We start from the raw sequence: 25,325 nt of genomic DNA on the forward strand, positions 1-25,325 counted from the left end.
GGGTGTCGTTACCGCCTCGGCCGTCCGGTGCCCGAGCGGCGCTGGGCCCGGTTCATCAGAGTCGGCTCCTCGAATTTGGCGTAAGCATCGACGATCTCGGACACCAACCGGTGACGCACCACGTCGGCGCTGGTGAGTTCGGCGAAGTGGATGTCGTCGATGCCATCGAGAATCCGCATGGCGGCATTGAGCCCCGACGGCGCCCCACCGGGCAGGTCGACCTGAGTGATGTCGCCTGTGACAACGATTTTCGAGTTGAAGCCCAACCGGGTCAGGAACATCTTCATCTGCTCGGCGGTGGTGTTCTGCGCTTCGTCGAGAATGATGAACGCATCGGAGATCGTGCGGCCGCGCATGTAGGCCAGCGGCGCGACCTCGATCACGCCGGCGCTCATCAGCTTGGGGATGAGCTCCGGATCCATCATGTCGTGCAGCGCGTCGTACAGCGGGCGCAGATAGGGATCGATCTTCTCGCTCAGCGTCCCGGGCAGGAAGCCCAGACGTTCGCCGGCCTCGACGGCGGGTCGGGTCAGGATGATGCGGCTGACCTGCTTGGACTGCAAAGCGCTGACGGCCTTGGCCATCGCCAGATAGGTCTTGCCTGTGCCTGCCGGCCCGATGCCGAACACGATGGTGTGGTGATCGATCGCGTCGACGTAGCGCTTCTGGTTCAGCGTCTTGGGCCGGATGGTCTTGCCGCGCCGGCTCAGGATGTCCAGAGTCAGCACATCGGCCGGTGATTCGTCACCGGCCCCGGTCAGCATGGCCACACTGTGCCGCACGGCGTCGGGCGTGAGCCGTTGACCGCTGCCGAGGATCTCCAGGAGCTCGGAGACCACCCGTTCGGCCAGCGCGACGTCGGCCGGTTCACCGGACACGGTCAGCGCGTTGCCACGGGCGTGGATATCGGCGGTGAGCAGGGATTCCAGCGCCCGGAGGTTCTCGTCGGAGCGGCCGAGCAGGCCCACCACGAGGTCGGGCGGAACGGTGATGCTGCTGCGGACCTGCGAACTGTCCGAGCCTGCGTTCGTCTCGCGGGGCGTCACGTGGGGTTTTCTGCCTGCTTCCTGAAAGCGGGTGGATGCTGATCGATGCTGAAGTCCCAGTTTAGCGTCAGGACCAGCGCGGGGTCAGCACCCCGAGCGCACCCAGCGCGACGGCGGCCGCCGTGGAGGTCCGCAGCACGGAGGGACCCAGCCGCACGATTCGCGCACCAGCCCCGGTCAGGGTGGCCAGTTCGGCGTCGGAGATGCCTCCTTCCGGGCCGACCACCAGCATCACCGCCGCGGCGTCGGCCAGCGGCACCTCGGCCAGCGGACGATCCGCCGATTCGTGCAACACCAGAACCGGTTCGGGGTCTGCGGCCCGCACGAGCTCAGCGAGTCCGGCAGTGGACACGACGTCGTGGACGGCGGGGACGTGCGGGCGACGGGACTGACGGGCGGCCGACCGTGCCACCGCGGCCCACCGGCGCTGACCCTTGTCGACCTTGGAAGCGCCGTCCCAGCGGGCGACGCACCGGGCCGCCTGCCATGGCACGAAGGCGTCTGCCCCGGCTTCGGTCGCCAGCTCGACAGCGAGCTCGGCCCGCTCCGATTTGGGCAGGGCCTGCACCACGGTGACCATCGGCCTGCGCGGTTCGACATGGGTGCGTCCCCGCACCCGCGCGGTCAGCCGACTCTTGGCGACGTCTTCAACGACGCAGTCCGCCACGGTGCCGGCTCCGTCGCCGACGTCGAGCTCCTCCCCGGGGCGGATGCGGCGCACCGTGGCGGCGTGAAATCCCTCGTCGCCGTCGACGACGGCGAGCTCACCGACGGCGGGAACCGTGTCGACGTAGAACAGGGTCCGCAAACGTCAGCGACCCGTGAACGTCTCGCGCAACCGGGAGAACAGGCCGCCGCCGTTGTTCGTGGCCGAATTCTGCGATGATCGCACCTGCGCGGCGTCGCGGCTGCGCTCCTTGAAGGCTCGCAGCAGTTCGATGTCGTCGTGATCCAGCCGCGACGGCACCACCACGTCGATGTGGGCGTGCAGATCACCGCGCACACCGGAGCGCAGATGCGGCATCCCGTGACCACGCAGCGTCGTCACCGACCCCGGCTGCGTACCCGCACCGATCGTGATCTCGGTCGGACCGTCGAGGATCGCGTCCACCGACACCGAGGTGCCCAACGCGGCGTCGACCATCGGAACCGAGATCGTGCAGTGCAGGTCGTCGCCGTCGCGGACGAACACATCGTGCGGCTTCTCGTGCACCTCGACGTACAGGTCACCAGCAGGACCGCCACCGGGCCCTACCTCACCCTGAGCTGCCAGGCGCACCCGCATCCCCTCGCCGACACCGGCGGGGATCTTGACGCTGATCTCGCGGCGCGCCCGCACCCGCCCGTCACCGGCACACCGGTTGCACGGATCGGGGATCACCTCACCGACACCGCCGCACACCGGACAGGGCCGCGACGTCATCACCTGACCGAGCAGCGAGCGCTGCACCGTCTGCACCTCGCCGCGGCCGTGGCAGGTGTCGCAGGTGATCGGCGTCGAGTTACCGTGCGTGCCTTTGCCGTGACACAGGTCGCACAGCACCGCGGTGTCGACGGTGACCTGCTTGGTCACCCCGGTGGCGCATTCTTCGAGATCCAGACGCATCCGCAGCAGCGAATCCGAGCCGGGCCGGACGCGGCCGATCGGACCGCGGGATGTGGCGCCGCCGCCGAAGAATGCCTCGAAGACGTCGCCGAGACCGCCGAAGCCACCGAAGCCGCCCCCGGCGCCCGCGGACTCCAAGGGGTCCCCGCCCATGTCGACGATGCGGCGCTTCTCCGGATCGCTGAGCACCTCGTAGGCGGCGCTGACCTCCTTGAAACGCGCCTGCGCCTCTTCGTCGGGGTTGACGTCGGGGTGCAGTTCACGGGCCAGCTTGCGATAGGCGCGCTTGATCTCCGTATCGCTGGCGCCTTTGCTCACTCCGAGCAAGCCGTAATAGTCGCGTGCCACGCTCAACCTCTCCCACCCGTCGATCCGTGCTGCATACCCAGCGCAGCACAGATCAGCGGCTACCTAAGACTTCGCCAATATAGAGAGCAACTGCGGCGACGTTGGCGATGGTTCCCGGATAGTCCATCCGTGTGGGACCCAACACGCCCATGCCGCCGAACACCTTGCCCGAACTACCGTAGGCCGTGCTGACCACCGAGGTGCCGGCCATCTGCTCCGCCTCGGTCTCGTGCCCGATCCGCACGGTCACCCGGCCCGCCTCCTGCTGCTTGGCCAGCAGCCGCAGCACCACCACCTGTTCCTCGAGCGCCTCCAGGACCGACCGCAGCGAGCCACCGAAATCGGCGGTGTTGCGGGTCAGGTTGGCCGTGCCGCCGAGCAGCAGACGCTCCTCGGTGTGCTCGACGAGCGTCTCGACCAGAACTGTGGCGGCCCGGCCGACCGCGTTGGCCAGCCCGCCCTGCCCGGTGAGGTGCGAGGCGAGGTCCGACACCGCGATCGAGGCGGCGGCCAGCGGTTTGCCCTCGAGCGCCTGGCCGAGAAGATCCCTCAACTGGGACAGCTGGGCGTCGTCGATGCCGTCCCCGAGTTCGACGATGCGCTGATCGACACGCCCGGAGTCCGTGATCACGACCAGCAGCAGCCGGGCCGGGGTCAGTGCGACCACCTCGAGGCGGCGCACGGTCGATGTGGACAGCGTCGGGTACTGCACGATCGCGACCTGGCGAGTCAGCTGCGCCAGCAGCCGGACCGCGCGGCGCAGCACGTCGTCGAGGTCGACGCCGGATTCGAGGAAGGAAAGGATCGCGCGTCGCTCCGCCCCCGACATCGGCTTGACGTCGTCGAGGCGGTCGACGAACTCGCGGTAGCCCTTCTCGGTCGGTACCCTGCCGGAGCTCGTGTGCGGCTGGGTGATGTATCCCTCGGCTTCCAGCACAGCCATGTCGTTGCGCACGGTCGCACTGGACACCCCGAGGTTGTGTCGCTCGACCAAGGTCTTGGAGCCGATGGGCTCCTTCGTCGCGACGAAATCGGCGACGATCGCGCGGAGAACTTCGAATCGGCGCTCATCAGCGCTACCCATTGCTCACCCCACTTCGACTCGCATGTGACCGACCGGTCCATTTTACGGTCATCAACAGCAGTGATCGCGTCTGAGCGGTCCGGCGCACTCGTCGGCGTCGGGTTAACCTTGCGAAGCTAAGCAAAAGCGATGGTAGGCAACCAAAGGCGCGTCGATGATCTTCAAGGGTGTCCGCGATGGCAGGCCGTATCCGGATCACGGTCTGTCCCACCGGCAATGGGCCCAGATTCCTCCCCGCCAGATCCGCCTCGACGAGCTCGTGATGACGACGACGGTGCTCGCGTTGGACCGGCTGCTGTCGGAGGACTCGACCTTCTACGGCGACCTGTTCCCCCATGCGGTGCGCTGGCGCGGCAACGTCTATCTCGAGGACGGGCTGCACCGCGCGGTGCGGGCAGCGCTGCGTAATCGCACGGTGCTGCACGCGCGGGTGTTCGACATGGACATGCCCGCGCCGCAGACGGGCTGAGCCCTCACCCCAGCAGCGGCTTGCGGTCCCGGGTCAGGTCGGTCATCGCGTCCTGCATCGCAGCCTCCACGCGTCCGGCGAACTGTTCGGCAGTCTCGTCCTGCTCGGGGTTCATCGGCGCGAGCACGCGGGTCACCAGCTTGGTCGGCAACGGTAGGTAGGGCAGCATGCCGACGGCGCCGACGTTGAGACCCCACGGCACCGACACGCTCACCGGCAGCGCCTTGACGCGCAGCGCCTTGTCCAGGCGCAGAGCCCGCGCCAGCCGCTCGCCGCTGGACAGCACGAGCAGCGACTCCCCCGCCCCGGCGGTGACCAGCGGCACGATCGGCACCCGCTGCTCGATGGAGAGCCGGGCGAAGCCGGTGCGGCCGTCGAACTTGATCAGGTTGCGCTCCTCGAACGTCTTCGCCGCGTCCTTGTCGCCACCGGGGAACACCAGGACGTGGTGACCCTCCGCGAAGGCCTCCACGGCACTGTCGCGGTTGGCCGGACGGGCGCCGAGCGGCTCGAAGAGTCGGCCCACCCCCAGCGTCCAGGCCATTTGATGGGTCAGGATCGTCAGCGGGCGGTCCAGCTGCATCTCGTCCAGGGCTGCCCGGACGGCGAAGACGTTCAGGTCGACGACGCCGCCGAAGCCGTGATTGGCGACGAATAGCACGGGCTCATCCGGCGCGTCGATCGACGCCTCGATGTCGAGCCGGTGGTAGCGCCGGACGAACTCGCCTCCCACGGTGGCGACCGCCGCCATGGCCCGCGCGATCGCGTCGTCGACGACGGGCTCACCACGCAGACTCTCGGCCACGCCGTCGAGCGCGGACAGAATTCCGTCGGCAAGGCTCTCCAGCCGACCCCGCTCGTCCGCGTCCGCCACGGCAACCCCCTTCACGTCGGGGGTTATCGAAGCACACGCCCGGTGCTGGCGGAGCCGAGTGCGCGCACGGTATGAGTAGAGCTATGAAATTGACAGGTGTCGGGTTGTGGAGTTCGCAGTTGCGGTACGGCAACGCCGGAGAGGCCGCCGAGGCGGCCGCAGAGCTCGACGAGCTCGGGTTCCCGGCGCTGTGGATCCCCGACGTCGGCGGGCCGGTGCTCGACGCGGTCGACAATCTCCTGTCCGCGACGTCGAAGACCGTCATCGCCACCGGCATCCTGAATCTCTGGATGCACGAGCCGGCCGAGGTGGCCGCGCGCTACGCCACGCTGACCCAGACCCATGGCGAGCGCTTCCTGTTGGGCATCGGGGTCAGCCACGCCCCGCTGATCGACTCACAGGAGCCGGGCCGCTACCGCAAACCGCTGGCCGCCACCAAGGCGTTCCTCGACGGCATCGACGCATCGGAGACCCCGGTGCCGACGGGTAACCGGGTGCTCGCGGCGCTCGGCCCGAAGATGCTCGAGCTGTCGGCGACCCGCGCTGCCGGTGCCCACCCATATCTGACCACCCCGGACCACACCCGGACGGCGAGGGAGGTGCTCGGCGACGGTCCGATGCTGCTGCCCGAGCAGAGCGTGCTGCTCACCGACAGCCGCGACGAGGCGCGCGCGATCGGCACCGACTGGCTGCGCTCCTACCTGGCACTGCCGAACTATGCGAACAACATCCTGCGCACCGGGTTCACCGAGGAGGACCTCAGCACGGTCAGCGACAGGCTGTTCGATGCGTTGATCGCCTGGGGCGACGAGGAGGCCGTGCTGCGGCGGGTCACCGAGCATCTTGACGCCGGCGCCGACCACGTGTGCATCCAGGTACTCACCGCGGATCCACGGGAGTTCCCGCGGGAGCAGTGGCGCCGGCTGGCAGCCGCGCTGGCCTGATCAGGCCAGCTCTGATCACGTCCGTGCCATATCATCTCAGCTGCCATGCGATCCATGACGCGCAGCGACGGCAATCTGCCAGCGGACGTGACCAGCTTCGTCGGGCGGCGGTCCGAGGTCGCCGTGCTGCGAGCACAGTTGTCCGCCTCGCGGCTGGTGACGCTCACCGGCGTCGGCGGTGTGGGCAAGACGCGGATGGCGATGAAGGTGGCCGCGGAGTCACAGCGGGCGTTCGCCGACGGCGCGTGGTTCGTCGAACTGGCGGCGTTGAAGGACGCCACCCTGCTGGCCGACACGGTGGCAACGACGCTCGGGCTGGAGAACCACACCTCGAAGGCGCCGCTGTCGCAGCTGCGACATCAGCTGGGCGGCAAGCACATGCTGATCGTGCTGGACAATTGTGAACACCTCAGCGACGCGTGCGCGGGTCTCGTCGACGAGGTCCTGCGCGGCGCGCCGAAGATGCAGTTCCTCGTCACCAGTCGCCACTCGCTGAATGTCTTGGGCGAGCACATCTTCACCGTGCCGCCGTTGTCGACGCCCCGCTCCGGGACTCCGCTGGACCCGTCGAAACTCGACGAATTCGACTCCGTGGCATTGCTTCGCGCCCGCGCATCCAACAGCGCGTCGGGCTTCGACATCACGAAGGACAACAGCGCGCTGGTGGCCCGGCTGTGCGAACGCCTCGACGGCATCCCCCTGGCCATCGAACTCGCCGCGGCCCGGCTGAGGTCCCTTCCGGTGGGTGAGGTGCTGGACCGGTTGGACCGCCGCTTCCAGCTCTTGAGTGCGGGCAACAGCTCGGCCCTGCCGCGGCACCAGACCCTGGCGGCGCTCATCGACCGGAGTCACGCGCTGTGTTCGGTCAAAGAGCAGACGCTGCGGGCTCGCCTCTCGGTGTTCGCCGGCAGCTTCGTCTTGACCGCCGCCGAAACCGTCTGCGCCGGTGAAGGTTTGGATGCCGACGAGATCATCGACCTGATCGATTCTCTGGTTCGCAAGTCGATACTGATCGTGGATCGTGCTGGTGAGCAGGTGCGCTACCGGCTGCTGGAGACGCTGCGGGAGTACGGACGGGACCGGCTGGCGGCGATGGCGGAGTCCGGGCTCGTTCAGCAGTCACACCGGGAGTACTTCCAGCGTTTGGCCGCCCAGAGTTTCGAGGAATGGTGCGGCCCGAAGCAGGCAGAGTGGCTCGCGCGGCTCGCGGCGGAACACGCCGATCTCCGAACCGCTTTCGACGGTTGCATCGCGTCAGGCCGTGTCGAGCAGGCGTGTGTCTTTGCCACGAACCTGCAGTGGTTCTGGATCGCCGGAGGAAACCTCGGTGAGGGCCGCCAGTGGCTCACCCAGGCCCTGGAGGCATCCGCCGACACCGAGCCATCGCCCGCGAAAGCCACCGCGATGGGGGTCGACGCCTACCTCGCGTTGTTGCGGGGCGAGCCCGCGGCCGCGCACGCGCGACTGGACGAGGCCGAGGAGGAGATGGCGTCCGGTATCGACGTTCCCGGGCTCGACGGTCTGATCGCGCAACTTCGCGGCATGGCCGCGTTGTTCGATGGCGAACTGTCCGAGGCGCGAACGTTCTACGAGCAGGCGCTGGCCCGGCACGAAGCGCGCGGCGACAGCGCTTCGGCGCTGGGCATGCTGTTCCAGCTCGCGGTCGTGTGCGTGTTCACCGGTGAACATGACAGGGCCGCCTCGCTGTGCGAGGCGTCGCTGCAGTCGAGCGCTCGTTTCGGGGAGCGCTGGGCGACGTCGTACGCGTCGTGGGCCCTGGGGGTCAACAAATGGCATCGCGGGGATTTCGCGGGGGCCACCGATGTGGCGCGCGAAGGCCTGCGGGTCACCGTCGAGTTCGGCGACCAACTCGGCATCGTGCACATGATCGAACTGCTGTCCTGGATCAGTGCATCCGACGCCCGGTATGGCGAGAGCGCGCGGCTGCTCGGGGCGGCTCGCACACTGTGGGACAGCCTCGGCACGTCAATGCAGGCCTTCGGCACGTATCTGCACAACTGCGAAGTCGCCACGGAGAACCGTATTCGAGACGCCCTCGGCGCATCCGCAGCGGATGCGTTCATCGCCGAAGGCGCGTCGCTGCGCCTCGACCAGCTCTCCGCCGACCTCGTCGGGGGGACCGCGTCGGATGACGATCGTCCCGCCCCGGCACCGGAATCACCGCTGACCGCCCGCGAGAGCGAAGTCGCGCACCTCGTTGCCGACGGCCTGACCAACCGCGAGATCGCGGCCAAGCTCGTGCTGTCCAGCCGCACCGTCGACAGCCACGTGCAGCACATCCTGACCAAGCTGGACTTCAACTCGCGCAGCCAGATCGCCGGATGGGTGGCCAGGCGGCGCTGAACCACGGCGCGCATACCTACGAACGTTCCCTTCCTCGCATGCGTAGCTGAATCGGTAATTCAGCGGATGTCCGCGTACCACCCGCGTTGGCACAGTCCCTAGTCGAAAGCCGCACTGGCGCAGATTCGACGAAGGGGACGCGACGTGATCACCAGACAGACGTGCGAAACGCCCAATCCCAGCGTGCGGCTGGAGGTGTGCTTCGCCGACATCTGCCGCGAATGGCCACACGACGCGGACTCCGACGCCCTCCAAGGCCCGCCCCGATACTCCGCGCTGTCGTTCGCCCGAGGTGCTGCGTGATCCGGTTGTCTCAGAACGTCTTTCAGCTCAACAGGTCCCGCACCACCGCGTCGGCCAGCAGCCGTCCCCGGTCGGTGAGCACCAGCCGATCACCGTCGGCACGCAGCAGGCCGTCGTCGACGATGCGCGCCGCGCGGGCCCGCTCGTCGTGATCCAGCAGTGCGGTCGGCAGCCCGGTACGCAGCCGCATCCGCAACATCACGTCCTCGACGTGGATCGTCGCCGCGTCGAGGTGCTCGAAGTCGGCGACGGGCAGCTCACCCTTGTCCAGGGACATGGCATAGGCGTTCGGGTGCTTGACATTCCACCATCTGATGGCGCCGACATAGCCGTGCGCTCCCGGTCCGGCGCCCCACCACTGCCCACCGTTCCAGTAGCCGACGTTGTGCCGGCACTCACCACCGGGACGCGACCAGTTCGACACCTCGTACCAGTCGAAGCCGGCGTCGGCGAGCCTGCGGTCCAGCAGTTCGTAGCGACGTGCGAGTACGTCGTCGTCGGGAGCGGGAAGCTCGCGGCGGCGCACCTTGCGGGCCAGCGCGGTGCCGTCCTCGACGATGAGGGCATACGCCGACACGTGGTCGACACCCGCCTCGATCGCGGCGTCGGCCGACCGAAGCAGATCGTCGTCGCTCTCCCCCGGGGTGCCGTAGATCAGGTCGATGTTGACGTGCTCGAAGCCCGCCCGCAGGGCCTCCTGCGCCGCCTCCAGCGGTCGGCCCGGGGAGTGGACCCGATCCAGCGTCGCAAGCACGTGCGGCGCGGTGGACTGCATGCCCAGCGACACCCGCGTGAAGCCGGCCGCGCGCAGACCGTCGAAGAACACCGGCGATGTCGATTCCGGGTTGGCTTCGGTCGTCACCTCCGCGTCGGGCGCGAGCGTGAAGTGCTCGCGGATCGCATCGAGCACCGCGGTGAGCCCGGCAGCCCCGAGCAGGGACGGGGTTCCGCCGCCGACGAACACCGTGGACACCTGCGGCGCGGTCCCGAGCCGGGCCGCAGCCAGTGCCAGTTCGGTGCGCAACCCGGCCAGCCAGCCGGCGGGCGAGGCACCCGAGACAGCACCGCCCAGCTCGGCCGGGGTGTAGGTGTTGAAGTCGCAGTATCCGCAGCGCGTGGCGCAGAACGGCACGTGGATGTAGAGGCCGAACGGTGCACCGGGGGCGAGCGTCAGCTCCGGGAGCTGCGCGGCCTGGGTGGACACGACGGACATGCGACCAGTGTCCCAGGTGACCCGGCGGCGGGGACTTTTGCTCGCGGTGAGCGCAAATCTGTGCCGGTTGGGATCGGTGGGCCCCCTCGTGGCACAATGGCCGGGTGATCGACGCCGGCATCCTGCCCACCTGCGTAGCGCTGGTGATCCGTCGTCACGTCGACTTCAAGCGTGTGTGCAGCAGCTGTTGTTGTCCTCTGTGACTTCGTAGACCTGCCCACCTGCACTTTTCAGCTGGCCGCCGGATCTGCGTCGCCGGACAGCCCCCGGTGACAGTGCGCAGTGACGAACGCCGGCTCCGATCCAGGAGCCAAGATGACATCAACAACACCTGCGGCGACACCCAAGCCCGCCAAGCGTCCCCGCGGCGAAGGCCAGTGGGCGCTCGGATACCGCGAGCCGCTCAATGCCAACGAGCAGGCCAAGAAGGACGACAACCCGCTCAACGTGCGGGCTCGCATCGAGAACATCTACGCCAAGAACGGCTTCGAGTCGATCGACAAGGGTGACTTGCGCGGCCGGTTCCGCTGGTGGGGGCTCTACACCCAGCGCAAGCCCGGCTACGACGGCACCTGGACCGGTGACGAGAACACCGACATGCTCGAGGACGAGTACTTCATGCTGCGGGTGCGCAGCGACGGCGGCGCACTGACCGCGGCGGCGCTGCGCGCGCTCGGCGGTATCTCGACCGAGTTCGCGCGCGACACCGCCGACATCTCCGACCGGCAGAACGTCCAGTACCACTGGATCCGCGTCGAGGACATGCCGGAGATCTGGCGCCGGCTCGACGAGGTCGGACTTCAGACCACCGAGGCGTGCGGCGACTGCCCGCGCGTCGTGCTCGGCTCGCCGCTGGCCGGCGAGTCGCTCGACGAGGTCATCGACGGCACCCCCGCGGTAGACGAGATCGTCAAGCGCTACATCGGCAAGCCGGAGTACTCGAACCTGCCGCGCAAGTTCAAGACCGCGATCTCGGGCCTGCAGGACGTCGTCCACGAGGTCAACGACGTCGCCTTCATCGGCGTCGAGCATCCCGAGCACGGTCCGGGCTTCGACCTGTGGGTCGGCGGCGGCCTGTCGACCAACCCGATGCTGGGGCAACGGGTCGGTGCGTGGGTTCCCCTCGACGAGGTGCCCGACGTGTGGGAGGGCGTGGTCAGCGTCTTCCGTGATTACGGCTACCGGCGACTGCGCTCGAAGGCGCGCCTGAAGTTCCTGATCAAGGACTGGGGTGTCGAGAAATTTCGCGAGGTTCTCGAGACGGAGTACCTGAAGCGCCCGTTGATCGACGGGCCGGCCCCCGAGCCGGTGACCCGTCCCATCGACCACGTCGGCGTGCAGAAGCTCAAGAACGGCCTCAACGCCGTCGGGGTCGCCCCGATCGCGGGCCGCGTGTCGGGCACGATCCTGACCAAGGTCGCCGACCTCGCCGAAGCGGCGGGCAGCGACCGTATCCGGTTCACGCCGTATCAGAAGCTGATCATCCTCGACGTCCCCGACGACAAGCTCGACGAGCTGCGGACCGGTCTGGATGCGCTGGGGCTGCCGTCCACCCCGTCGCACTGGCGGCGCAACCTGATGGCCTGCACCGGCATCGAGTTCTGCAAGCTGAGCTTCGCCGAGACCCGCAGCCGCTCGCAGGTGCTGGTGCCCGAGCTGGAGAAGCGGCTCGAGGACATCAACAGCCAGCTCGACGTGCCGATCACGATCAACATCAACGGCTGCCCGAACTCGTGCGCCCGCATCCAGGTCGCCGACATCGGGTTCAAGGGCCAGATGGTCGACGACGGTGACGGTCCCGAAGAGGGTTTCCAGGTCCACCTCGGGGGAAGTCTGGGTCTCGACAGTGGCTTCGGCCGCAAGCTGCGCCAGCACAAGGTGGTCGCCACGGAGCTCGGCGACTACATCGAGCGGGTTGTTCGTAACTTCGTGAAACAACGGGAGCAGGGCGAGCGTTTCGCTACGTGGGCACTACGAGCAGACGACGCGGACTTGAGGTGATGTGACGTGACCGACGTGATGACCGAGACGGACTTGCAGCAGCTGGCTGAACGCGGCGCGGCGGAGTTGGGGCCGCATGCCTCAGCCGTCGAGCTGCTGCGATGGACCGACGAGAACTTCGCCGGCAACTACATCGTGGCGTCGAACATGCAGGACGCGGTGCTCGTCGAGATGGCCGCCGCAGTACGTCCGGGTGTCGACGTGCTGTTCCTCGACACCGGGTACCACTTCGTCGAGACCATCGGCACCCGGGACGCGGTCGAGGCGGTCTACGACGTGAACGTCGTCAACGTGCGGCCGGAGAACACCGTCGCCGAGCAGGATGCGTTGTTCGGCAAGAACCTGTTCGAGCGCAGCCCCAACGAGTGCTGCCGGATGCGCAAGGTCGAGCCGTTGTCGAAGGCGCTGCGCGGCTACTCGGCGTGGGTGACCGGCATCCGCCGAGTCGAGGCGCCGACGAGGGCCAACGCCCCGCTGATCAGCTGGGACAAGGCGTTCGGGCTGGTGAAGATCAACCCATTGGCGGCGTGGACCGACGATGACATGCAGGACTACATCGACACCCACGGCATCCTGGTGAACCCGCTGGTCGACGAGGGCTACCCCTCGATCGGTTGCGCGCCGTGCACCGCCAAGCCGATCGCCGGCGCCGATCCGCGCAGCGGCCGGTGGCTCGGGCAGGCCAAGACGGAGTGCGGGCTGCACGCGTCGTGACCCTGCGCGCGGACTCGTTGGTGCTGACGGCTCACGGCAGCGCAGATCCCCGCTCGGCCGCGACCGCGCGGGCGATCGTCGAGTGCATCGGCCGCCTGCGCCCCGGCCTCGACGCACGAGTGGCGTTCTGTGAGCAGAACTCGCCCAATCTCGTCGACGTCCTGACGGCTCTACCGCGCGGACGTGCGGTGGTGGTGCCTCTGCTGCTGGCCGACGCCTACCACGCGCGTGTGGACATCCCGGCCATGATCGAGGAGTCCGGCTCGCAGGCCCGTCAGGCCGAGGTTCTGGGTGAGGACGAGCGCCTCATCTCGGTGCTGCGGCAACGCCTGGAGCACGCCGGGGTTTCACGCCTGGACCCGGACGTCGGCGTGATCGTCACCGCGGTCGGGTCGTCGCATGCGCAGGCCAACGCCCGCACCGGCGCCGTCGCACGTGAGGTGGTGCTGACGACGCGGTGGACGGCCACCACGGCGTTCGCGACGGGCCCGTCGCCGTCTCCTGCGGAGGCGGTCGCCGATCTTCGGAGGCGCGGGGCGACCCGTCTGGTGATCGCACCGTGGTTTCTCGCGCCGGGTCGCATCACCGACCGGGTCGCGGCGTACGCGCGGCAGGAGGCCATCCCGCTGTCGGCGCCGCTGGGTGCCCATCGTCAGGTCGCCGAGACGGTGCTGGATCGCTTCGACACCGCTCGCTCCACCCACGCAGCTGCCTGACCAGCGAAGATACCGATCCCACGTACGATCGGGGCCACCTGACGGCTGGACGAGCAAGGACTCGATGCACCCCCATAGACCCGAGGCGGTCACATGCTGACCGCCGTTGCTGCAATTCTGCTTGGCCTCGTCGTGGTGTTCGCGATCACGGTGGCGACGGGATACTTCGTCGCCCAGGAGTTCGCCTACATGGCGGTCGACCGATCCCGACTGAAGGCACGCGCCGACGCCGGTGACCGAGCCGCCGAACGTGCCCTGTCCGTCACGAAGCGCACGTCGTTCATGCTTTCGGGCGCACAGCTGGGGATCACCGTCACCGGGCTGCTCGTCGGTTACGCCGCCGAGCCATTGATCGGCCGTGGCCTCGAGGCCTTGCTGGGCGGTTCGGGGATTCCGGTCGCGATCGCCGTCGCGATCGGCGGCGTGGCCGCGATCGGCGCCTCGACGGTGATCCAGATGCTGTTCGGGGAGCTGTTCCCCAAGAACCTCGCGCTGGCCCGGCCCGAGCAGCTGGCGCGGCGGCTGGCCTGGTCCACCACCACGTACCTGATGCTGTTCGGCTGGCTGATCTGGTTGTTCGATCAGTCGTCGAACCTCCTGCTGCGCGTGCTGCGCATCGAACCGGTACACGACGTCGAGCACTCCGCCACACCACGCGACGTGGAGTACATCGTCGCGACATCGCGTGAGGCGGGCGAGATTCCAGTGGAACTGTCGACACTGCTGGACCGAATCCTGGACTTCCCCACCTCCACGGCCCGGCACGCGATGATCCCGCGGGCCCGCGTCGACACGGTGCTCGATACCGAGCCGGTGTCGGATGTGTTGGCGCGCATGGCGTCTGCGCATACTCGTTACCCGGTCGTGGCGGCTGGGCACGACGACGTCGTCGGCGTCATCCACCTGCACGACCTGCTGTCGATCGATGCGGCGGCGGGAACTGCGGCAGATCACTGTCGGCAGGCGGTCGTCGTACCCGAGACGCTGCCACTGCCGAATGTCGTTCGCGCGCTGGCAGATTCGCGGCAAGAGATGGCCGTCGTCATCGACGAGTTCGGCGGGTTCGCCGGGATCGTCACGATGGAGGATCTGGCCGAGGAACTGGTCGGCGACATCGACGACGAGCATGACGGAACGCGACAGCAGGATGCCGTGACCGAGGTCGCGGACGGTTGGCTGGTGGCCGCGGATCTCCCCGTCGACGAGGCGGAACGGGTGCTGGGGGTGACCCTGCCGGTCGGAGACTACGAGACCGTGGCGGGCATGGTGATCGCACACGCCGACGGACTACCGGCCGTCGGCGACCGGGTGTCGGTACCCCTGTCCGCCGAACCGTCCGACTTCCTGAGCACACAACCGCCCGTCGAGCGGGCACTGATCGCCGAGGTCCGTGCCGTACGCCGGCGCGTCCCGGCGCGCGTGCAGTTGAGTGTGGCCGTCACCGGACCGAAATCACGGGTGGACAACGATGTCTAGCCTGTGGTCCATATCCCTGATCACCGCGGCTCTGATCGCGTTGAGTGCCTTCTTCGTCGCCGTCGAGTTCTCCCTGATCGCTGCCCGGCGCAGCCGGCTCGAGGACGCGGCCGCCGACAGCCGAGGCGCCCGTGCGGCGCTGCGCAGCGCCGCCGAACTCTCGGTGGTGCTGGCGGGAGCTCAACTCGGGATCACCGCCTGCACCCTGCTACTCGGCGCGATCACCAAACCGGCTGTGCACTATGCACTGTCGCCGTGGTTGAAGGACATCGGCGCACCGACCTGGCTTGCCGACGTCGGCGGCTTCGTCCTGGCCCTGGTCATCGTCACGTTCCTGCACCTGGTGATCGGTGAGATGGCCCCCAAGTCCTGGGCGATCGCCCATCCGGAGCGGTCGGCCGCCCTGTTGGCCGCACCGATGCGCGGCTTCATGTTCGTCACACGCCCCCTGTTGCACGCGTTGAACCAGGCCGCGAACTGGTGTCTGCGCCGCGTCGGCGTCGTTCCGGTGGACGAACTGGCCGACAGTCAGGACCCCCAGACGCTTCGTCAGCTGGTGGAGCACTCCGCAGCCGCCGGCACGCTCGACGCGGAGTATCACGCGAAGCTGTCGAGCGCCCTGGAGCTGAACGGCCTGCGGGTCGAAGAGCTGGCGCGTCCCGCGTCGCCGAGCGGCGGGGTTGCCCCCGAGGCCGACACTGCGCGAATCCGTTCTGCCGCAAGCGAATCCGGTCATCTACGACTCCTGGTGGGCGACCAGTCGACCGGCACCGTCGTCGGGGTCGTGCACATGCGCGACGGCCTGGCCTCCACCGCGCGGGCGCGCGAGCTGATGCGGCCCGCGGTCACGTTGTCGGCGGACCTGCCGATCTACGAGGCCCTGCAGTTGATGCAGAGCACGCGGACGCACCTCGCCGTGGTGCCCGGAAGCGGTGGCGTGCGGGTGTTGACGTTGACCGACGTGATGCATCGCCTGCTGGCCATCGACGCGGCGTAGCTCACACCGCCCATTCCTTGATTCCCATACCCAAGGGGGTATATCTTCGTCGTATCGATATATACCCCCTAGGGTATCAAAGGAGACGGACGATGAAGTTCATCCAGTACTACCTCGACTGCCTGTCGCACGCGTCGTACCTGATCGGCGACGAAACGTCCGGGCGCGCAGTCGTCGTCGACCCGCAACGCGACGTGGCCGAGTACCTCGCCGACGCGCGCGAGCTGGGCCTGCACATCGAGCTGGTGATCGAGACCCACTTCCACGCCGACTTCCTGTCCGGCCATCTCGAGCTCGCCGATGCCACCGGAGCCACGATCGTCTACTCGTCGGTGGCGTCGCCCGAGTTCGACGTCCTGGGCGTCGAGGACGGGCAGCGGTACACGCTGAGCTCAGACGGCGGGGTCACTCTCGAGTTCCGGCACACCCCCGGCCACACACCCGAGTCGATGAGCGTCGTGGTCTACGAACGCGCCGCCGATGTGGCGCCCTATGGCGTGCTGACCGGCGACACCCTGTTCATCGGTGACGTCGGCCGACCCGACCTGCTCGCGTCGGTCGGCTACTCCCGCGAGCAGCTCGCGACGATGCTGTACGACTCGCTGCACCAGAAGCTGATGACGCTGCCCGACGACACCCGCGTCTACCCGGCACACGGCGCCGGCTCGGCATGCGGCAAGAACCTGTCCACCGAATTGTCCTCGACCATCGGCGAGCAGAAGCGCTGGAACTACGCGCTGAAGGCACCGGACCGGGAGACATTCATCGCGCTGGTCATTGAGGGCCAGCCACCCGCGCCGGGTTACTTCGCTTACGACGCCACCCTCAACCGGAAGGACCACGCCCTGCTCGACGAGGATCAGGCACCCCCGGCGCTCACCTACGCCGAGGTGGAGGAACGGTTGGTCGCAGGCGCGGTGCTCGTCGACGGCCGCAGCCCGGTGCAATTCGCGCAGGGCCACTTCCGCGAGGCGGTCAACATCGGACTCGAGGGCCGCTACGCCGAATTCGCGGGCTCCGTGGTCACGCCGGACCACGACATCGTCCTGATCACCGACCCCGGCTACGAGCTCGAAGGCAAGAACCGCCTGGCCCGCATCGGGTTCGACCGGGTGATCGGCCACCTGGAGAACCCCGAGCAGGCGATGCTGACCCACCCCGACCACGTGCAGGTCGCATCCCGGTTATCCGCCGAGGACTTCGATCAGCGGGCCGCCGGCATCACCGGTCTCCAGATCATCGACGTCCGCAATCCCGCAGAGACCGAGGCGGGCATGATCCCCGGCGCGGTCAACATCCCCGTCGGCCAATTGCCTGGCCGGTTCGTCGAATTGGACCCGTCGGCACCGACGGTCGTCTACTGCGCAGGCGGCTACCGTTCATCCGTGGCGGCAAGTGTGCTGCGCCGCAACGGGTTCGCCGATGTCAGCGACATCCTCGGCGGATTCGGCGCGTGGGCCGAGACCACTCAGAACGCCTGAGTCATGATCGCGCTGACCGTCGTCCTCGCCCTGGGGGTCGGGCTGTCGCTCGGCCTTCTGGGCGGTGGCGGTTCGATCCTGACGGTCCCGCTACTCGCCTACGTGGCAGGCCTCGACGCCGCCGACGCGATCGCGACGTCACTGGTGGTGGTCGGCGTGACCAGCGCCGTCGGCGCGATATCGCACGCGCGCGCCGGACACGTGCGGTGGCGGACGGGACTGGTGTTCGGCGCGGCCGGAATGGCGGGTGCCTACGCCGGCGGCTGGGTCAGCCAGTTCCTTCCCGGCTCGCTGCTGCTGGTCGGCCTGGCCGCGGTGATGATCACCGCGGCGATCGCGATGCTGCGCGGCCGCTCCGCCGAGACGGTGGACTCCCCCACCGGCCGACCGAGCGCTCTGCTGCTGCAGGGCGCGGCCGTCGGCCTCGTCACCGGCCTGGTGGGCGCGGGCGGCGGATTCCTGGTGGTGCCCGCGCTCGCCCTGCTGGGCGGCCTGCCGATGCCCACCGCGATCGGCACCTCGCTGGTGGTGATCGTCATGAACTCATTCGCCGGTCTGGCTGGCCATCTGTCGACAACGACGATCGACTGGGGGTTGGCGGCAGCGGTGACCGGGGCCGCGGTGGTCGGAGGCCTGGCCGGAGCCAGGCTCACCACACTGGCCAGCGTCGAGGTCCTGCGCACCGGCTTCGGCTGGTTCATCCTGATGATGGCCTCGCTGATCCTGGCCCAGGAGATCCATCCGCTCGTCGGCGTCCTGACGGCGGCACTCACGGTTCTGACGGGCGCGATGTACGCATCCTGCCGGCTGGGATACTTCTGCCCGATCCGAGCGTTATACCCCCGTGGGTAAGATCGTCGGCAACCCCCGAACCCCCGGAAGGAACCGTCATGGTCGGTGACGAAGAAGCCATCGGCGCTGTCTTGAACAGACTCCGTCGTGCGCAAGGCCAACTGGCCGGCGTGATCTCGATGATCGAGCAGGGCCGGGAGTGCAAGGACGTCGTGACCCAGCTCGCCGCGGTGTCTCGGGCACTCGACCGCGCCGGTTTCAAGATCGTCGCGACCGGCCTTCGGGAGTGCATCACCGAAGGCAAAGCGTCCGACGGCGGTTCGCGCGAGATGAGTGTCGAGGAGCTGGAGAAGCTCTTCCTGGCTTTGGCCTGACGAAAGGGCCTGACCTACGAGATCTGCGCGACCTCGGCAACCGCGGCCTCTGTCGTCGCCGCCTCGGGCAGCTGCGGCACCCGGGTGGCCCGGACGAAGACGGTGTCACCGGCCTTGAGCCCCAGCGCCTCAGCATCGCCGCGCGTGATCTGCGCGGTGAACGGCGTGTGCGTAGCGGCGTTGGTGAGTTCCACCCGCACCTCGAAACCGAGCATCACGATGCGATCGATGACCGCCTTGGTGACGCCGGTGGACAGCACGGAATCGTCCGTGCTGGCGATCGCCATGTCCGAATTGCGGCCCACGCGGATGTCGTGCGGGCGCACCAGCGCCCCGTTGAGCGTGGACACCGCACCGAGGAAACCCATCACGAACGCGTTGGCGGGCCGATCGTAAACGTCTGTGGGCGAACCCACCTGCTCGATGCGGCCCTTGTTGAGCACCGCGATCCGGTCAGCGACGTCAAGCGCTTCCTGTTGATCGTGAGTGACCAGGACCGTCGTGACGTGAACCTCGTCGTGCAGGCGTCGTAGCCAGGCGCGAAGGTCCTCGCGCACCTTCGCATCGAGCGCGCCGAACGGCTCGTCGAGCAGCAACACCTGCGGGTCCACGGCGAGCGCGCGAGCCAGCGCCATGCGCTGACGCTGACCGCCGGAGAGCTGGTTCGGGTAGCGGGTCTGGAATCCGGCGAGCCCGACCACCTCGAGGAGATTGTCGACCTTGTCCTTGATCTCAGACTTCGGCCGCTTGCGGATCTTGAGTCCGAACGCGACGTTCTCCCGCACCGTCAGGTGTTTGAAGGCCGCATAGTGCTGGAACACGAACCCGATGCCACGCTTCTGCGGCGGCACGTCGGTGACGTCACGACCGTGGATCGTGATGGTGCCCGTGTCCGGTTCGTCCAGTCCGGCGATCGCGCGCAGCAGCGTCGACTTACCCGATCCGCTGGGCCCCAGCAGCGCCGTCAACGACCCGGCGGGAACGACGAAGTCGATGTTGTCGAGCGCGGCGAAATCGCCGTAACGCTTGTTGGCGCCGGAGACGGTGATCGCGTGGGTCATGAGGGTGTGACTCCCGGGTCGTGGTCGATGTTCATTGTGCGGCCTTGGCCCGGCGGGCGTCGAGGATCACCTGCGCGACCAGGACGAGGACGGCGACGGTCATCAACAACGTGGCGATCGCGTAGGCGCCGTACTCGGCGCCGCGGTTGTAACGGTCGGCGACCAGGAGCGTCAGCGTCTGCGATTGGCCAGGCAGGTTCGACGACACCATGATCACCGCGCCGAACTCGCCCAGGGTGCGGGCGATGGTCAGCACGATCCCGTAGGTCAGGCCCCAGCGGATCGACGGCAGCGTGATGCGCCAGAACGTCTGCCACCACTGCGCGCCGAGCGTCGCCGAGGCCTCCTCCTGGTCGGTGCCGATTTCGTGCAGGACCGGCTCGACCTCGCGGATGACGAACGGGACGGTGACGAAGACGCTGGCCAGCACGATGCCGGGGAAGCTGAAGATGATCTTCAGCCCGAAGTCGTTCTCGACGAAGCCGAACAGCCCCGCCGATCCCCAGAGCAGGATCAGCGCGACACCCACCACCACCGGCGAGACCGCGAACGGCAGGTCGATGACGGCCTGCAGAACGCTCTTGCCGCGGAAGCGGTTACGCGCCAACACCAACGCGGTCGGTACTCCGAACAACACGTTCAGAGGCACCACGATCGCGACCACCAGCAGGGACAGCTGCAGCGCCGAGATCGCCGCAGGGGTGCCGATCGAGGCGAAGAACTCGCCGATCCCCGGGGAGAAGGTGCGCCACAGGATCAGCCCGACCGGCACCAAGACGAGGATCGCGACGTAGCCGATGGCCACCCATCGCAGCAGCAGCTTCACCGCCGGGGACAGGATCACGGTGCGAGCTCCTCCCGTTTGGCCGCCCGAGCACCGAGGGCCCGCAACACGAACAGCACCAAGAACGAGATCACCAGCAGCACGATAGAAATAGCCGCGGCACCGACCTTGTCGTCGTTCTCGATGAGAGTGCGGATCCACTGCGAGGACACTTCGGTCTCTCCGGGAACGGCCCCGCCGATCAGCACCACAGAGCCGAACTCTCCGATCGCCCGCGAGAACGCCAGACCGGCGCCTGACAGCAGCGAGGGCAGCAGCGCCGGCAGGATGACCTTGAGGAAGATCACGCGGTTGGTGGCGCCCAGCGACGCAGCCGCCTCCTCCACCTCACGGTCGAGTTCGAGCAGCACCGGCTGCACCGACCGCACCACGAACGGCAGCGTGACGAACAGCAGCGCGATCCCCACACCCCATTTGGTGTGCTGCAGGTGCAGCCCGACCGGGCTGTTCGGCCCGTAGAGCGCGAGCATCACGAGGCTGGCCACGATCGTGGGCAGGGCGAACGGCAAATCGATCACGGCGTCGACGAGTCGCTTGCCCGGGAAGTCGTCGCGGGTGAGCACCCACGCGACGATCAGCCCGAACACCGCGTTGATCAGCGTCACTCCCACCGAGATGGTCAACGTCACCTTGAACGACTCGATCGCCGCGTTGGAGGTGATGGCCAACCAGAACGCGTGCCATCCCCCCGTCGCGGACTGCCAGACGATCGCCGCGAGCGGGAGCAGCACGATGACCGACAACCACAGCGTCGCGGCGCCCACGCGCAGCGACGTACTGCCGTGCCGGTTACGCCCCCGCGGGGGCGCACTCGGTGCTGCGGGCTCGACGGCGATCGACGTCATCCCGTCGCCTGCTTGTAGATCTTGGTGATCGAGCCGTTGTCCTTGTCGAACAGCGCCGGGTCCACGTCACCCCACCCGCCGAGATCGGCGATCGTCCACAACTTCTGCGGCGTCGGGAAATCGCCTGCGAACTGCTCGGCGACCGCAGGGTCGACCGGCCGGAAACCGGCCTCGGCCCACAGCTTCTGCCCCTCGGGGGTGTAGAGGAAGTTCTTCAGGGCGTTGGCCTGCTGCTGGTGCTGCGACGACGTCACCACCGCGACGGGATTCTCGATCTTGAAGGTCTGCGGCGGGTTGACGTGCTCGACGGGCTTGCCCTGCCGCTCGACGTTGATCGCCTCGTTCTCGTAGGAGATCAGCACGTCGCCCGTGCCCTGCAGGAAGACATCGGTGGCCTCACGACCCGATCCGGGCCGCGTCTTGACGTGCTCGGTGACCAGCTTGTTGACGAAGTCCAGTCCCGCCTCGGAGTTCTTGCCGCCGTCGCTCTTGGCCGCGTACGGCGCAAGCAGGTTCCACTTGGCCGAACCGGAGCTCAGCGGGCTGGGCGTGACCACCTCGATGCCGGGCTGCAACAGGTCGTCCCAGTCCCTGATGTTCTTGGGGTTGCCCTTGCGCACCACGAGCGACACGACCGAACCGAACGGGATGCCCTTGGTGGCGCCGGCACTCCAGTCGTCGGCCACCTTCTTGGCTTTCACCAGACGGGTCACGTCGGGCTCGACCGAGAAGTTCACGATGTCTGCCGGCTTACCGTCGACGACGGCGCGGGACTGGTCGCCCGAGGCGCCGTAGGAGGTCGTCACCGCCACACCCTTGCCCTCGGGGGTGGCCGCGAACGCGGGGATGATCTTGCTCCACCCGGGTTCGGGCACCGCGTAGGCCACCAGCGTCAACGTCGTGTCGGCGGCGGCTCCGCCGCCTTCGCCGGCGACATCGCTGGAGCCGCCACCACCGCATGCCGCGACGAGTGACGTGGTGAGGGCCAGCGCTGCTACCGCGCGCCAGCGGTTGTGGAGTTTCATGAGCGACCTTTCCGGGTTTCTACGAACGTCGAGCGGAATCCGGTCACGCGGAAGGTGGGGGCTGACCGTGCACGAACGGCACGAGACACGGTTGCCGAACACCTGACCGCCGAACGGGGTGAGGAGTCAGCAACAACAACAAACGTCAGCGACGGCCGAGAAACCCACGGCAATGAGGGCCACGATGTGACCCCCGTTGACGCCGCTCGCCGTCTGCATGGCGCGAAGAATAACACCACCCTGTGTCAGTTGGTGGTCAGCGAGTCAGTAACCACATCAGGATCACCAGCACGATGAGCGCGATCAGCGCAAGCGTCACCCGCGACCGCGGCATACCACTCACCGGCCTTCCTCGACGTCGCCCGTCGGGTCTGCCCGCGGGCGGCGCAGGTGGGCCTGCAGTTTGGTCCCGCCGTCGACCACCATGTCGAGCACGACGGCCGCCCCGTATGCCAGCGCCAGCACCACAGGCATCACCACCACGGTCTGCAGGACGAACGGCAGCCCGGTGAGCCACAGTTCGACGCCGTCCCACCACCCGAGGAATCCGCCCACCGATCCAGACTATGCGTACCGGGTTCGCATCGGTCCCTCGCGCTGCACTCCGGCGTTTGAGTAGACGCCAGGGCGCCGGGCAGTCGATGATGAGCAAATGGTTTCCCAGCCCAGCGAGGCCGTGTCCGACTCCATGGCGAGCGCCGTGAGCGCCAACGGAGAGTCGTCAGCGTTCGCCCTGGCCACCGCCCCGGCGTACGCCAGCTCGGCTCCGCTGCGCAACCCCTTCCCGCCGATCGCGGACTACGCGTTCCTGTCCGACTGCGAGAACACCTGCCTGATCTCCTCGGCGGGGTCGGTGGAATGGCTGTGCGTCCCGCGGCCGGACTCACCGAGCGTGTTCGGCGCGATCCTCGACCGCGGCGCGGGCCACTTCAGGTTGGGGCCCTATGGGGTGTCTGTTCCCGCCGCCCGCCGCTACCTGCCGGGCAGCCTGATCCTGGAGACCACCTGGCAGACCCACACCGGCTGGCTGATCGTGCGTGACGCGCTGGTCATGGGTCCGTGGCACGACCTCGAACGACGGTCGCGCACCCACCGCCGCACCCCGATGGACTGGGATGCCGAGCACATCCTGCTGCGCACGGTGCGCTGCGTGAGCGGGACCGTCGAGCTGGTGATGAACTGCGAGCCGTCGTTCGACTATCACCGCACCAGCGCCAGCTGGGAGTACTCGGCACAGGCGTACGGGGAGGCGATCGCACGGGCGACGAAGAACCCGGACTCCCACCCCACGCTGCGGCTGACCACCAACCTGCGAATCGGGCTGGAAGGCCGTGAGGCGCGCGCCAGGACCCGGCTCAAAGAGGGAGACAAGGTCTTCGTCGCGCTGAGCTGGTCGGGCCATCCCGCGCCACAGACGTTCGACGAGGCCGCCGACAAGATGTGGCAGACCAGCGAGTGTTGGCGGCAGTGGATCAACGTCGGCGACTTCCCGGATCATCCGTGGCGGTCGTATCTGCAGCGCAGTGCGCTCACCTTGAAGGGGCTGACCTACTCCCCCACCGGCGCGCTGCTCGCCGCACCCACCACCTCGTTGCCGGAAACGCCCCAGGGAGAACGCAACTGGGACTACCGCTACGCGTGGGTGCGCGATTCAACATTCGCTCTGTGGGGTCTCTACACGTTGGGCCTGGACCGTGAGGCAGACGACTTCTTCGCGTTCATCGCCGATGTGTCGGGCGCCAACAACGGCCAGCGCCATCCGCTGCAGGTGATGTACGGGGTGGGCGGGGAACGCAGCCTCGTAGAAGAGGAACTCAACCACCTCTCCGGGTACGACAACGCCCGCCCGGTGCGCATCGGCAACGGCGCCTTCGACCAGATGCAGCACGACATCTGGGGCACGATGCTGGACTCGGTGTACCTGCACACCAAGTCCCGCGAGCAGATCCCCGAAACACTGTGGCCGGTCCTCAAAGAGCAGGTCGAGGAAGCGATCAAGCACTGGCGCGAGCCCGATCGCGGCATCTGGGAGGTGCGCGGCGAGCCGCAGCACTTCACCTCCAGCAAGATCATGTGCTGGGTGGCGCTCGACCGCGGGTCGAAACTCGCCGAACTGGAAGGCGAGAAGTCCTACGCACAGCAGTGGCGAGCCATCGCCGAGGAGATCAAGGACGACATCCTCGCGCACGGGGTCGACTCCCGAGGCGTGCTCACCCAGCGCTACGGCGACGACGCGCTCGACGCCTCGCTGCTGCTCGCGGTGCTGACCCGCTTCCTGCCGCCGGAGGATCCGCGGATCCGCGCCACCGTGCTGGCCATCGCCGAGGAGCTGACCGAGGACGGGTTGGTGCTGCGCTACCGCGTCGAGGAGACCGACGACGGTCTGGCCGGCGAAGAAGGCACGTTCACGATCTGTTCGTTTTGGCTGGTGTCGGCGCTGGTGGAGATCGGTGAGATCCATCAGGCCCGGCACCTGTGCGAGCGTCTGCTGTCGTTCGCCAGCCCGCTGCACCTCTACGCCGAGGAGATCGAACCGCGCACCGGCAGGCATCTCGGGAACTTCCCCCAGGCGTTCACCCACCTGGCTCTGATCAATGCCGTGGTGCACGTGATCCGCGCCGAGGAGGAAGCCGACAGCTCGGGGGTCTTCCAGCCGGCGAACGGGCCTGTGTAACAAGAGGGTCGCGATTTTGCGTCTGCCTGCGCGCAACGCTTTCCGCGAGACGGCGCGAGGGTTGACCATCGACG

General features: G+C 68.0%; 24 protein-coding genes. 12 read left to right on the top strand and 12 right to left on the bottom strand.

From position 1 onward, the window contains the following. Positions 1-8 precede the first annotated feature (8 nt). From ACZYYX_RS24975 to hrcA, 4 genes are all read right to left on the bottom strand, one after another. A complete protein-coding gene (locus ACZYYX_RS24975) occupies positions 9-1,046 on the bottom strand; it encodes a PhoH family protein (protein ID WP_463817415.1) in 1,038 nt (345 codons plus the stop codon). Between the two features lie 67 nt (positions 1,047-1,113). Next, entirely contained in the window at positions 1,114-1,854 is a 741-nt protein-coding gene (locus ACZYYX_RS24980) for a 16S rRNA (uracil(1498)-N(3))-methyltransferase (protein WP_463817416.1), read from the bottom strand. Between the two features lie 3 nt (positions 1,855-1,857). Beyond that, entirely contained in the window at positions 1,858-3,000 is a 1,143-nt protein-coding gene (gene dnaJ, locus ACZYYX_RS24985; RefSeq protein ID WP_463817417.1) for a molecular chaperone DnaJ, read from the bottom strand. 52 nt (positions 3,001-3,052) lie between these two features. After that, positions 3,053-4,084 (bottom strand): heat-inducible transcriptional repressor HrcA, encoded by a 1,032-nt coding sequence (gene hrcA / locus ACZYYX_RS24990; RefSeq protein ID WP_463817419.1) that lies wholly within the window; start codon positions 4,082-4,084, stop codon positions 3,053-3,055. 154 nt (positions 4,085-4,238) lie between these two features. Here hrcA and ACZYYX_RS24995 point away from each other — a divergent pair, with 154 nt between their 5' ends. Then, positions 4,239-4,553, top strand: coding sequence for a type II toxin-antitoxin system VapB family antitoxin (locus tag ACZYYX_RS24995; RefSeq protein ID WP_463817420.1), 315 nt, complete (start codon positions 4,239-4,241; stop codon positions 4,551-4,553). A gap of 4 nt (positions 4,554-4,557) precedes the next feature. On the opposite strand, the gene ACZYYX_RS25000 is transcribed toward ACZYYX_RS24995, so the two are convergent. Next, entirely contained in the window at positions 4,558-5,427 is an 870-nt protein-coding gene (locus ACZYYX_RS25000) for a 1-acyl-sn-glycerol-3-phosphate acyltransferase (RefSeq protein ID WP_463817421.1), read from the bottom strand. 83 nt (positions 5,428-5,510) lie between these two features. On the opposite strand from ACZYYX_RS25000, the gene ACZYYX_RS25005 reads away from it, so the two are divergent. Then, on the top strand, positions 5,511-6,371 hold the full coding sequence (locus tag ACZYYX_RS25005) for an LLM class F420-dependent oxidoreductase (RefSeq protein ID WP_463817422.1): 861 nt from the start codon (positions 5,511-5,513) through the stop codon (positions 6,369-6,371). A gap of 45 nt (positions 6,372-6,416) precedes the next feature. Next, positions 6,417-8,735 carry an ATP-binding protein gene (locus tag ACZYYX_RS25010; protein ID WP_463817423.1) on the top strand — a complete coding sequence of 773 codons (2,319 nt, stop codon included), beginning with the start codon at positions 6,417-6,419 and terminating at the stop codon, positions 8,733-8,735. Positions 8,736-9,060: 325 nt separating this feature from the next. On the opposite strand, the gene hemW is transcribed toward ACZYYX_RS25010, so the two are convergent. Further along, positions 9,061-10,251, bottom strand: coding sequence for a radical SAM family heme chaperone HemW (hemW, locus tag ACZYYX_RS25015; RefSeq protein ID WP_463817424.1), 1,191 nt, complete (start codon positions 10,249-10,251; stop codon positions 9,061-9,063). 315 nt (positions 10,252-10,566) lie between these two features. Between hemW and ACZYYX_RS25020 the strand changes: the two genes are divergently transcribed. The 8 genes from ACZYYX_RS25020 (at position 10,567) to ACZYYX_RS25055 (ending at position 18,802) form a co-directional block, all read left to right on the top strand. Next, a complete protein-coding gene (locus tag ACZYYX_RS25020; protein ID WP_463817425.1) occupies positions 10,567-12,252 on the top strand; it encodes a nitrite/sulfite reductase in 1,686 nt (561 codons plus the stop codon). A gap of 18 nt (positions 12,253-12,270) precedes the next feature. Then, entirely contained in the window at positions 12,271-12,966 is a 696-nt protein-coding gene (locus tag ACZYYX_RS25025) for a phosphoadenylyl-sulfate reductase (RefSeq protein ID WP_463817765.1), read from the top strand. Further along, complete coding sequence (locus ACZYYX_RS25030; protein ID WP_463817426.1) at positions 12,963-13,682, top strand: sirohydrochlorin chelatase; 720 nt, start codon at positions 12,963-12,965, stop codon at positions 13,680-13,682. Before ACZYYX_RS25025 ends, ACZYYX_RS25030 begins: the two co-directional genes overlap by 4 nt. A gap of 93 nt (positions 13,683-13,775) precedes the next feature. After that, entirely contained in the window at positions 13,776-15,158 is a 1,383-nt protein-coding gene (locus ACZYYX_RS25035; RefSeq protein ID WP_463817427.1) for a hemolysin family protein, read from the top strand. Further along, positions 15,151-16,155: a hemolysin family protein gene (locus ACZYYX_RS25040; RefSeq protein ID WP_463817429.1), complete on the top strand. Its 1,005-nt coding sequence runs from the start codon at positions 15,151-15,153 to the stop codon at positions 16,153-16,155. Before ACZYYX_RS25035 ends, ACZYYX_RS25040 begins: the two co-directional genes overlap by 8 nt. A 92-nt stretch (positions 16,156-16,247) precedes the next feature. Then, positions 16,248-17,636 carry an MBL fold metallo-hydrolase gene (locus ACZYYX_RS25045; protein ID WP_463817430.1) on the top strand — a complete coding sequence of 463 codons (1,389 nt, stop codon included), beginning with the start codon at positions 16,248-16,250 and terminating at the stop codon, positions 17,634-17,636. 3 nt (positions 17,637-17,639) lie between these two features. Next, positions 17,640-18,488, top strand: a complete 849-nt coding sequence (locus ACZYYX_RS25050) for a sulfite exporter TauE/SafE family protein (protein ID WP_463817431.1) — start codon at positions 17,640-17,642, stop codon at positions 18,486-18,488. Positions 18,489-18,526: 38 nt separating this feature from the next. Continuing rightward, a complete protein-coding gene (locus ACZYYX_RS25055) occupies positions 18,527-18,802 on the top strand; it encodes a metal-sensitive transcriptional regulator (RefSeq protein ID WP_463817433.1) in 276 nt (91 codons plus the stop codon). A gap of 14 nt (positions 18,803-18,816) precedes the next feature. Here the strand turns inward: ACZYYX_RS25055 and ACZYYX_RS25060 are convergent, their stop codons facing one another. The 6 genes from ACZYYX_RS25060 to ACZYYX_RS25085 all read right to left on the bottom strand — a co-directional run bounded on the left by ACZYYX_RS25060 (position 18,817) and on the right by ACZYYX_RS25085 (position 23,132). Then, positions 18,817-19,863, bottom strand: coding sequence for a sulfate/molybdate ABC transporter ATP-binding protein (locus ACZYYX_RS25060; RefSeq protein ID WP_463817434.1), 1,047 nt, complete (start codon positions 19,861-19,863; stop codon positions 18,817-18,819). Positions 19,864-19,894: 31 nt separating this feature from the next. Next, positions 19,895-20,707, bottom strand: coding sequence for a sulfate ABC transporter permease subunit CysW (cysW, locus tag ACZYYX_RS25065; RefSeq protein WP_463817435.1), 813 nt, complete (start codon positions 20,705-20,707; stop codon positions 19,895-19,897). Beyond that, positions 20,704-21,552: a sulfate ABC transporter permease subunit CysT gene (gene cysT / locus ACZYYX_RS25070; RefSeq protein ID WP_463817436.1), complete on the bottom strand. Its 849-nt coding sequence runs from the start codon at positions 21,550-21,552 to the stop codon at positions 20,704-20,706. Before cysT ends, cysW begins: the two co-directional genes overlap by 4 nt. After that, complete coding sequence (locus ACZYYX_RS25075) at positions 21,549-22,577, bottom strand: sulfate ABC transporter substrate-binding protein (RefSeq protein ID WP_463817437.1); 1,029 nt, start codon at positions 22,575-22,577, stop codon at positions 21,549-21,551. Before ACZYYX_RS25075 ends, cysT begins: the two co-directional genes overlap by 4 nt. Before the next feature lie 126 nt (positions 22,578-22,703). Beyond that, a complete protein-coding gene (locus ACZYYX_RS25080; RefSeq protein ID WP_370464399.1) occupies positions 22,704-22,796 on the bottom strand; it encodes an Ms4533A family Cys-rich leader peptide in 93 nt (30 codons plus the stop codon). A gap of 120 nt (positions 22,797-22,916) precedes the next feature. Next, positions 22,917-23,132, bottom strand: coding sequence for a hypothetical protein (locus tag ACZYYX_RS25085; protein ID WP_463817438.1), 216 nt, complete (start codon positions 23,130-23,132; stop codon positions 22,917-22,919). 133 nt (positions 23,133-23,265) lie between these two features. Between ACZYYX_RS25085 and ACZYYX_RS25090 the strand changes: the two genes are divergently transcribed. Next, positions 23,266-25,251, top strand: coding sequence for a glycoside hydrolase family 15 protein (locus ACZYYX_RS25090; RefSeq protein ID WP_463817766.1), 1,986 nt, complete (start codon positions 23,266-23,268; stop codon positions 25,249-25,251). The last annotated feature ends 74 nt before the right edge of the window (positions 25,252-25,325 follow it).

The organism is Mycobacterium sp. IDUB_1 (assembly GCF_055419625.1).

What these genes read in the sequence shown, in the direction of transcription:
- ACZYYX_RS25080 (WP_370464399.1), bottom strand. Translation starts at nt 22,796, where the DNA reads ATGCAGACGGCGAGCGGCGTCAACGGGGGTCACATCGTGGCCCTCATT.
- ACZYYX_RS24995 (WP_463817420.1), top strand. Translation starts at nt 4,239, where the DNA reads ATGATCTTCAAGGGTGTCCGCGATGGCAGGCCGTATCCGGATCACGGT.
- cysT (WP_463817436.1), bottom strand. Translation starts at nt 21,552, where the DNA reads ATGACGTCGATCGCCGTCGAGCCCGCAGCACCGAGTGCGCCCCCGCGG.
- hemW (WP_463817424.1), bottom strand. Translation starts at nt 10,251, where the DNA reads ATGTCCGTCGTGTCCACCCAGGCCGCGCAGCTCCCGGAGCTGACGCTC.
- ACZYYX_RS25020 (WP_463817425.1), top strand. Translation starts at nt 10,567, where the DNA reads ATGACATCAACAACACCTGCGGCGACACCCAAGCCCGCCAAGCGTCCC.
- ACZYYX_RS25075 (WP_463817437.1), bottom strand. Translation starts at nt 22,577, where the DNA reads ATGAAACTCCACAACCGCTGGCGCGCGGTAGCAGCGCTGGCCCTCACC.
- ACZYYX_RS25040 (WP_463817429.1), top strand. Translation starts at nt 15,151, where the DNA reads ATGTCTAGCCTGTGGTCCATATCCCTGATCACCGCGGCTCTGATCGCG.
- ACZYYX_RS25010 (WP_463817423.1), top strand. Translation starts at nt 6,417, where the DNA reads ATGCGATCCATGACGCGCAGCGACGGCAATCTGCCAGCGGACGTGACC.
- ACZYYX_RS25060 (WP_463817434.1), bottom strand. Translation starts at nt 19,863, where the DNA reads ATGACCCACGCGATCACCGTCTCCGGCGCCAACAAGCGTTACGGCGAT.
- ACZYYX_RS25005 (WP_463817422.1), top strand. Translation starts at nt 5,511, where the DNA reads ATGAAATTGACAGGTGTCGGGTTGTGGAGTTCGCAGTTGCGGTACGGC.
- ACZYYX_RS25045 (WP_463817430.1), top strand. Translation starts at nt 16,248, where the DNA reads ATGAAGTTCATCCAGTACTACCTCGACTGCCTGTCGCACGCGTCGTAC.
- ACZYYX_RS25055 (WP_463817433.1), top strand. Translation starts at nt 18,527, where the DNA reads ATGGTCGGTGACGAAGAAGCCATCGGCGCTGTCTTGAACAGACTCCGT.
- hrcA (WP_463817419.1), bottom strand. Translation starts at nt 4,084, where the DNA reads ATGGGTAGCGCTGATGAGCGCCGATTCGAAGTTCTCCGCGCGATCGTC.
- ACZYYX_RS25035 (WP_463817427.1), top strand. Translation starts at nt 13,776, where the DNA reads ATGCTGACCGCCGTTGCTGCAATTCTGCTTGGCCTCGTCGTGGTGTTC.
- ACZYYX_RS25025 (WP_463817765.1), top strand. Translation starts at nt 12,271, where the DNA reads ATGACCGAGACGGACTTGCAGCAGCTGGCTGAACGCGGCGCGGCGGAG.
- ACZYYX_RS25050 (WP_463817431.1), top strand. Translation starts at nt 17,640, where the DNA reads ATGATCGCGCTGACCGTCGTCCTCGCCCTGGGGGTCGGGCTGTCGCTC.
- ACZYYX_RS25090 (WP_463817766.1), top strand. Translation starts at nt 23,266, where the DNA reads ATGGCGAGCGCCGTGAGCGCCAACGGAGAGTCGTCAGCGTTCGCCCTG.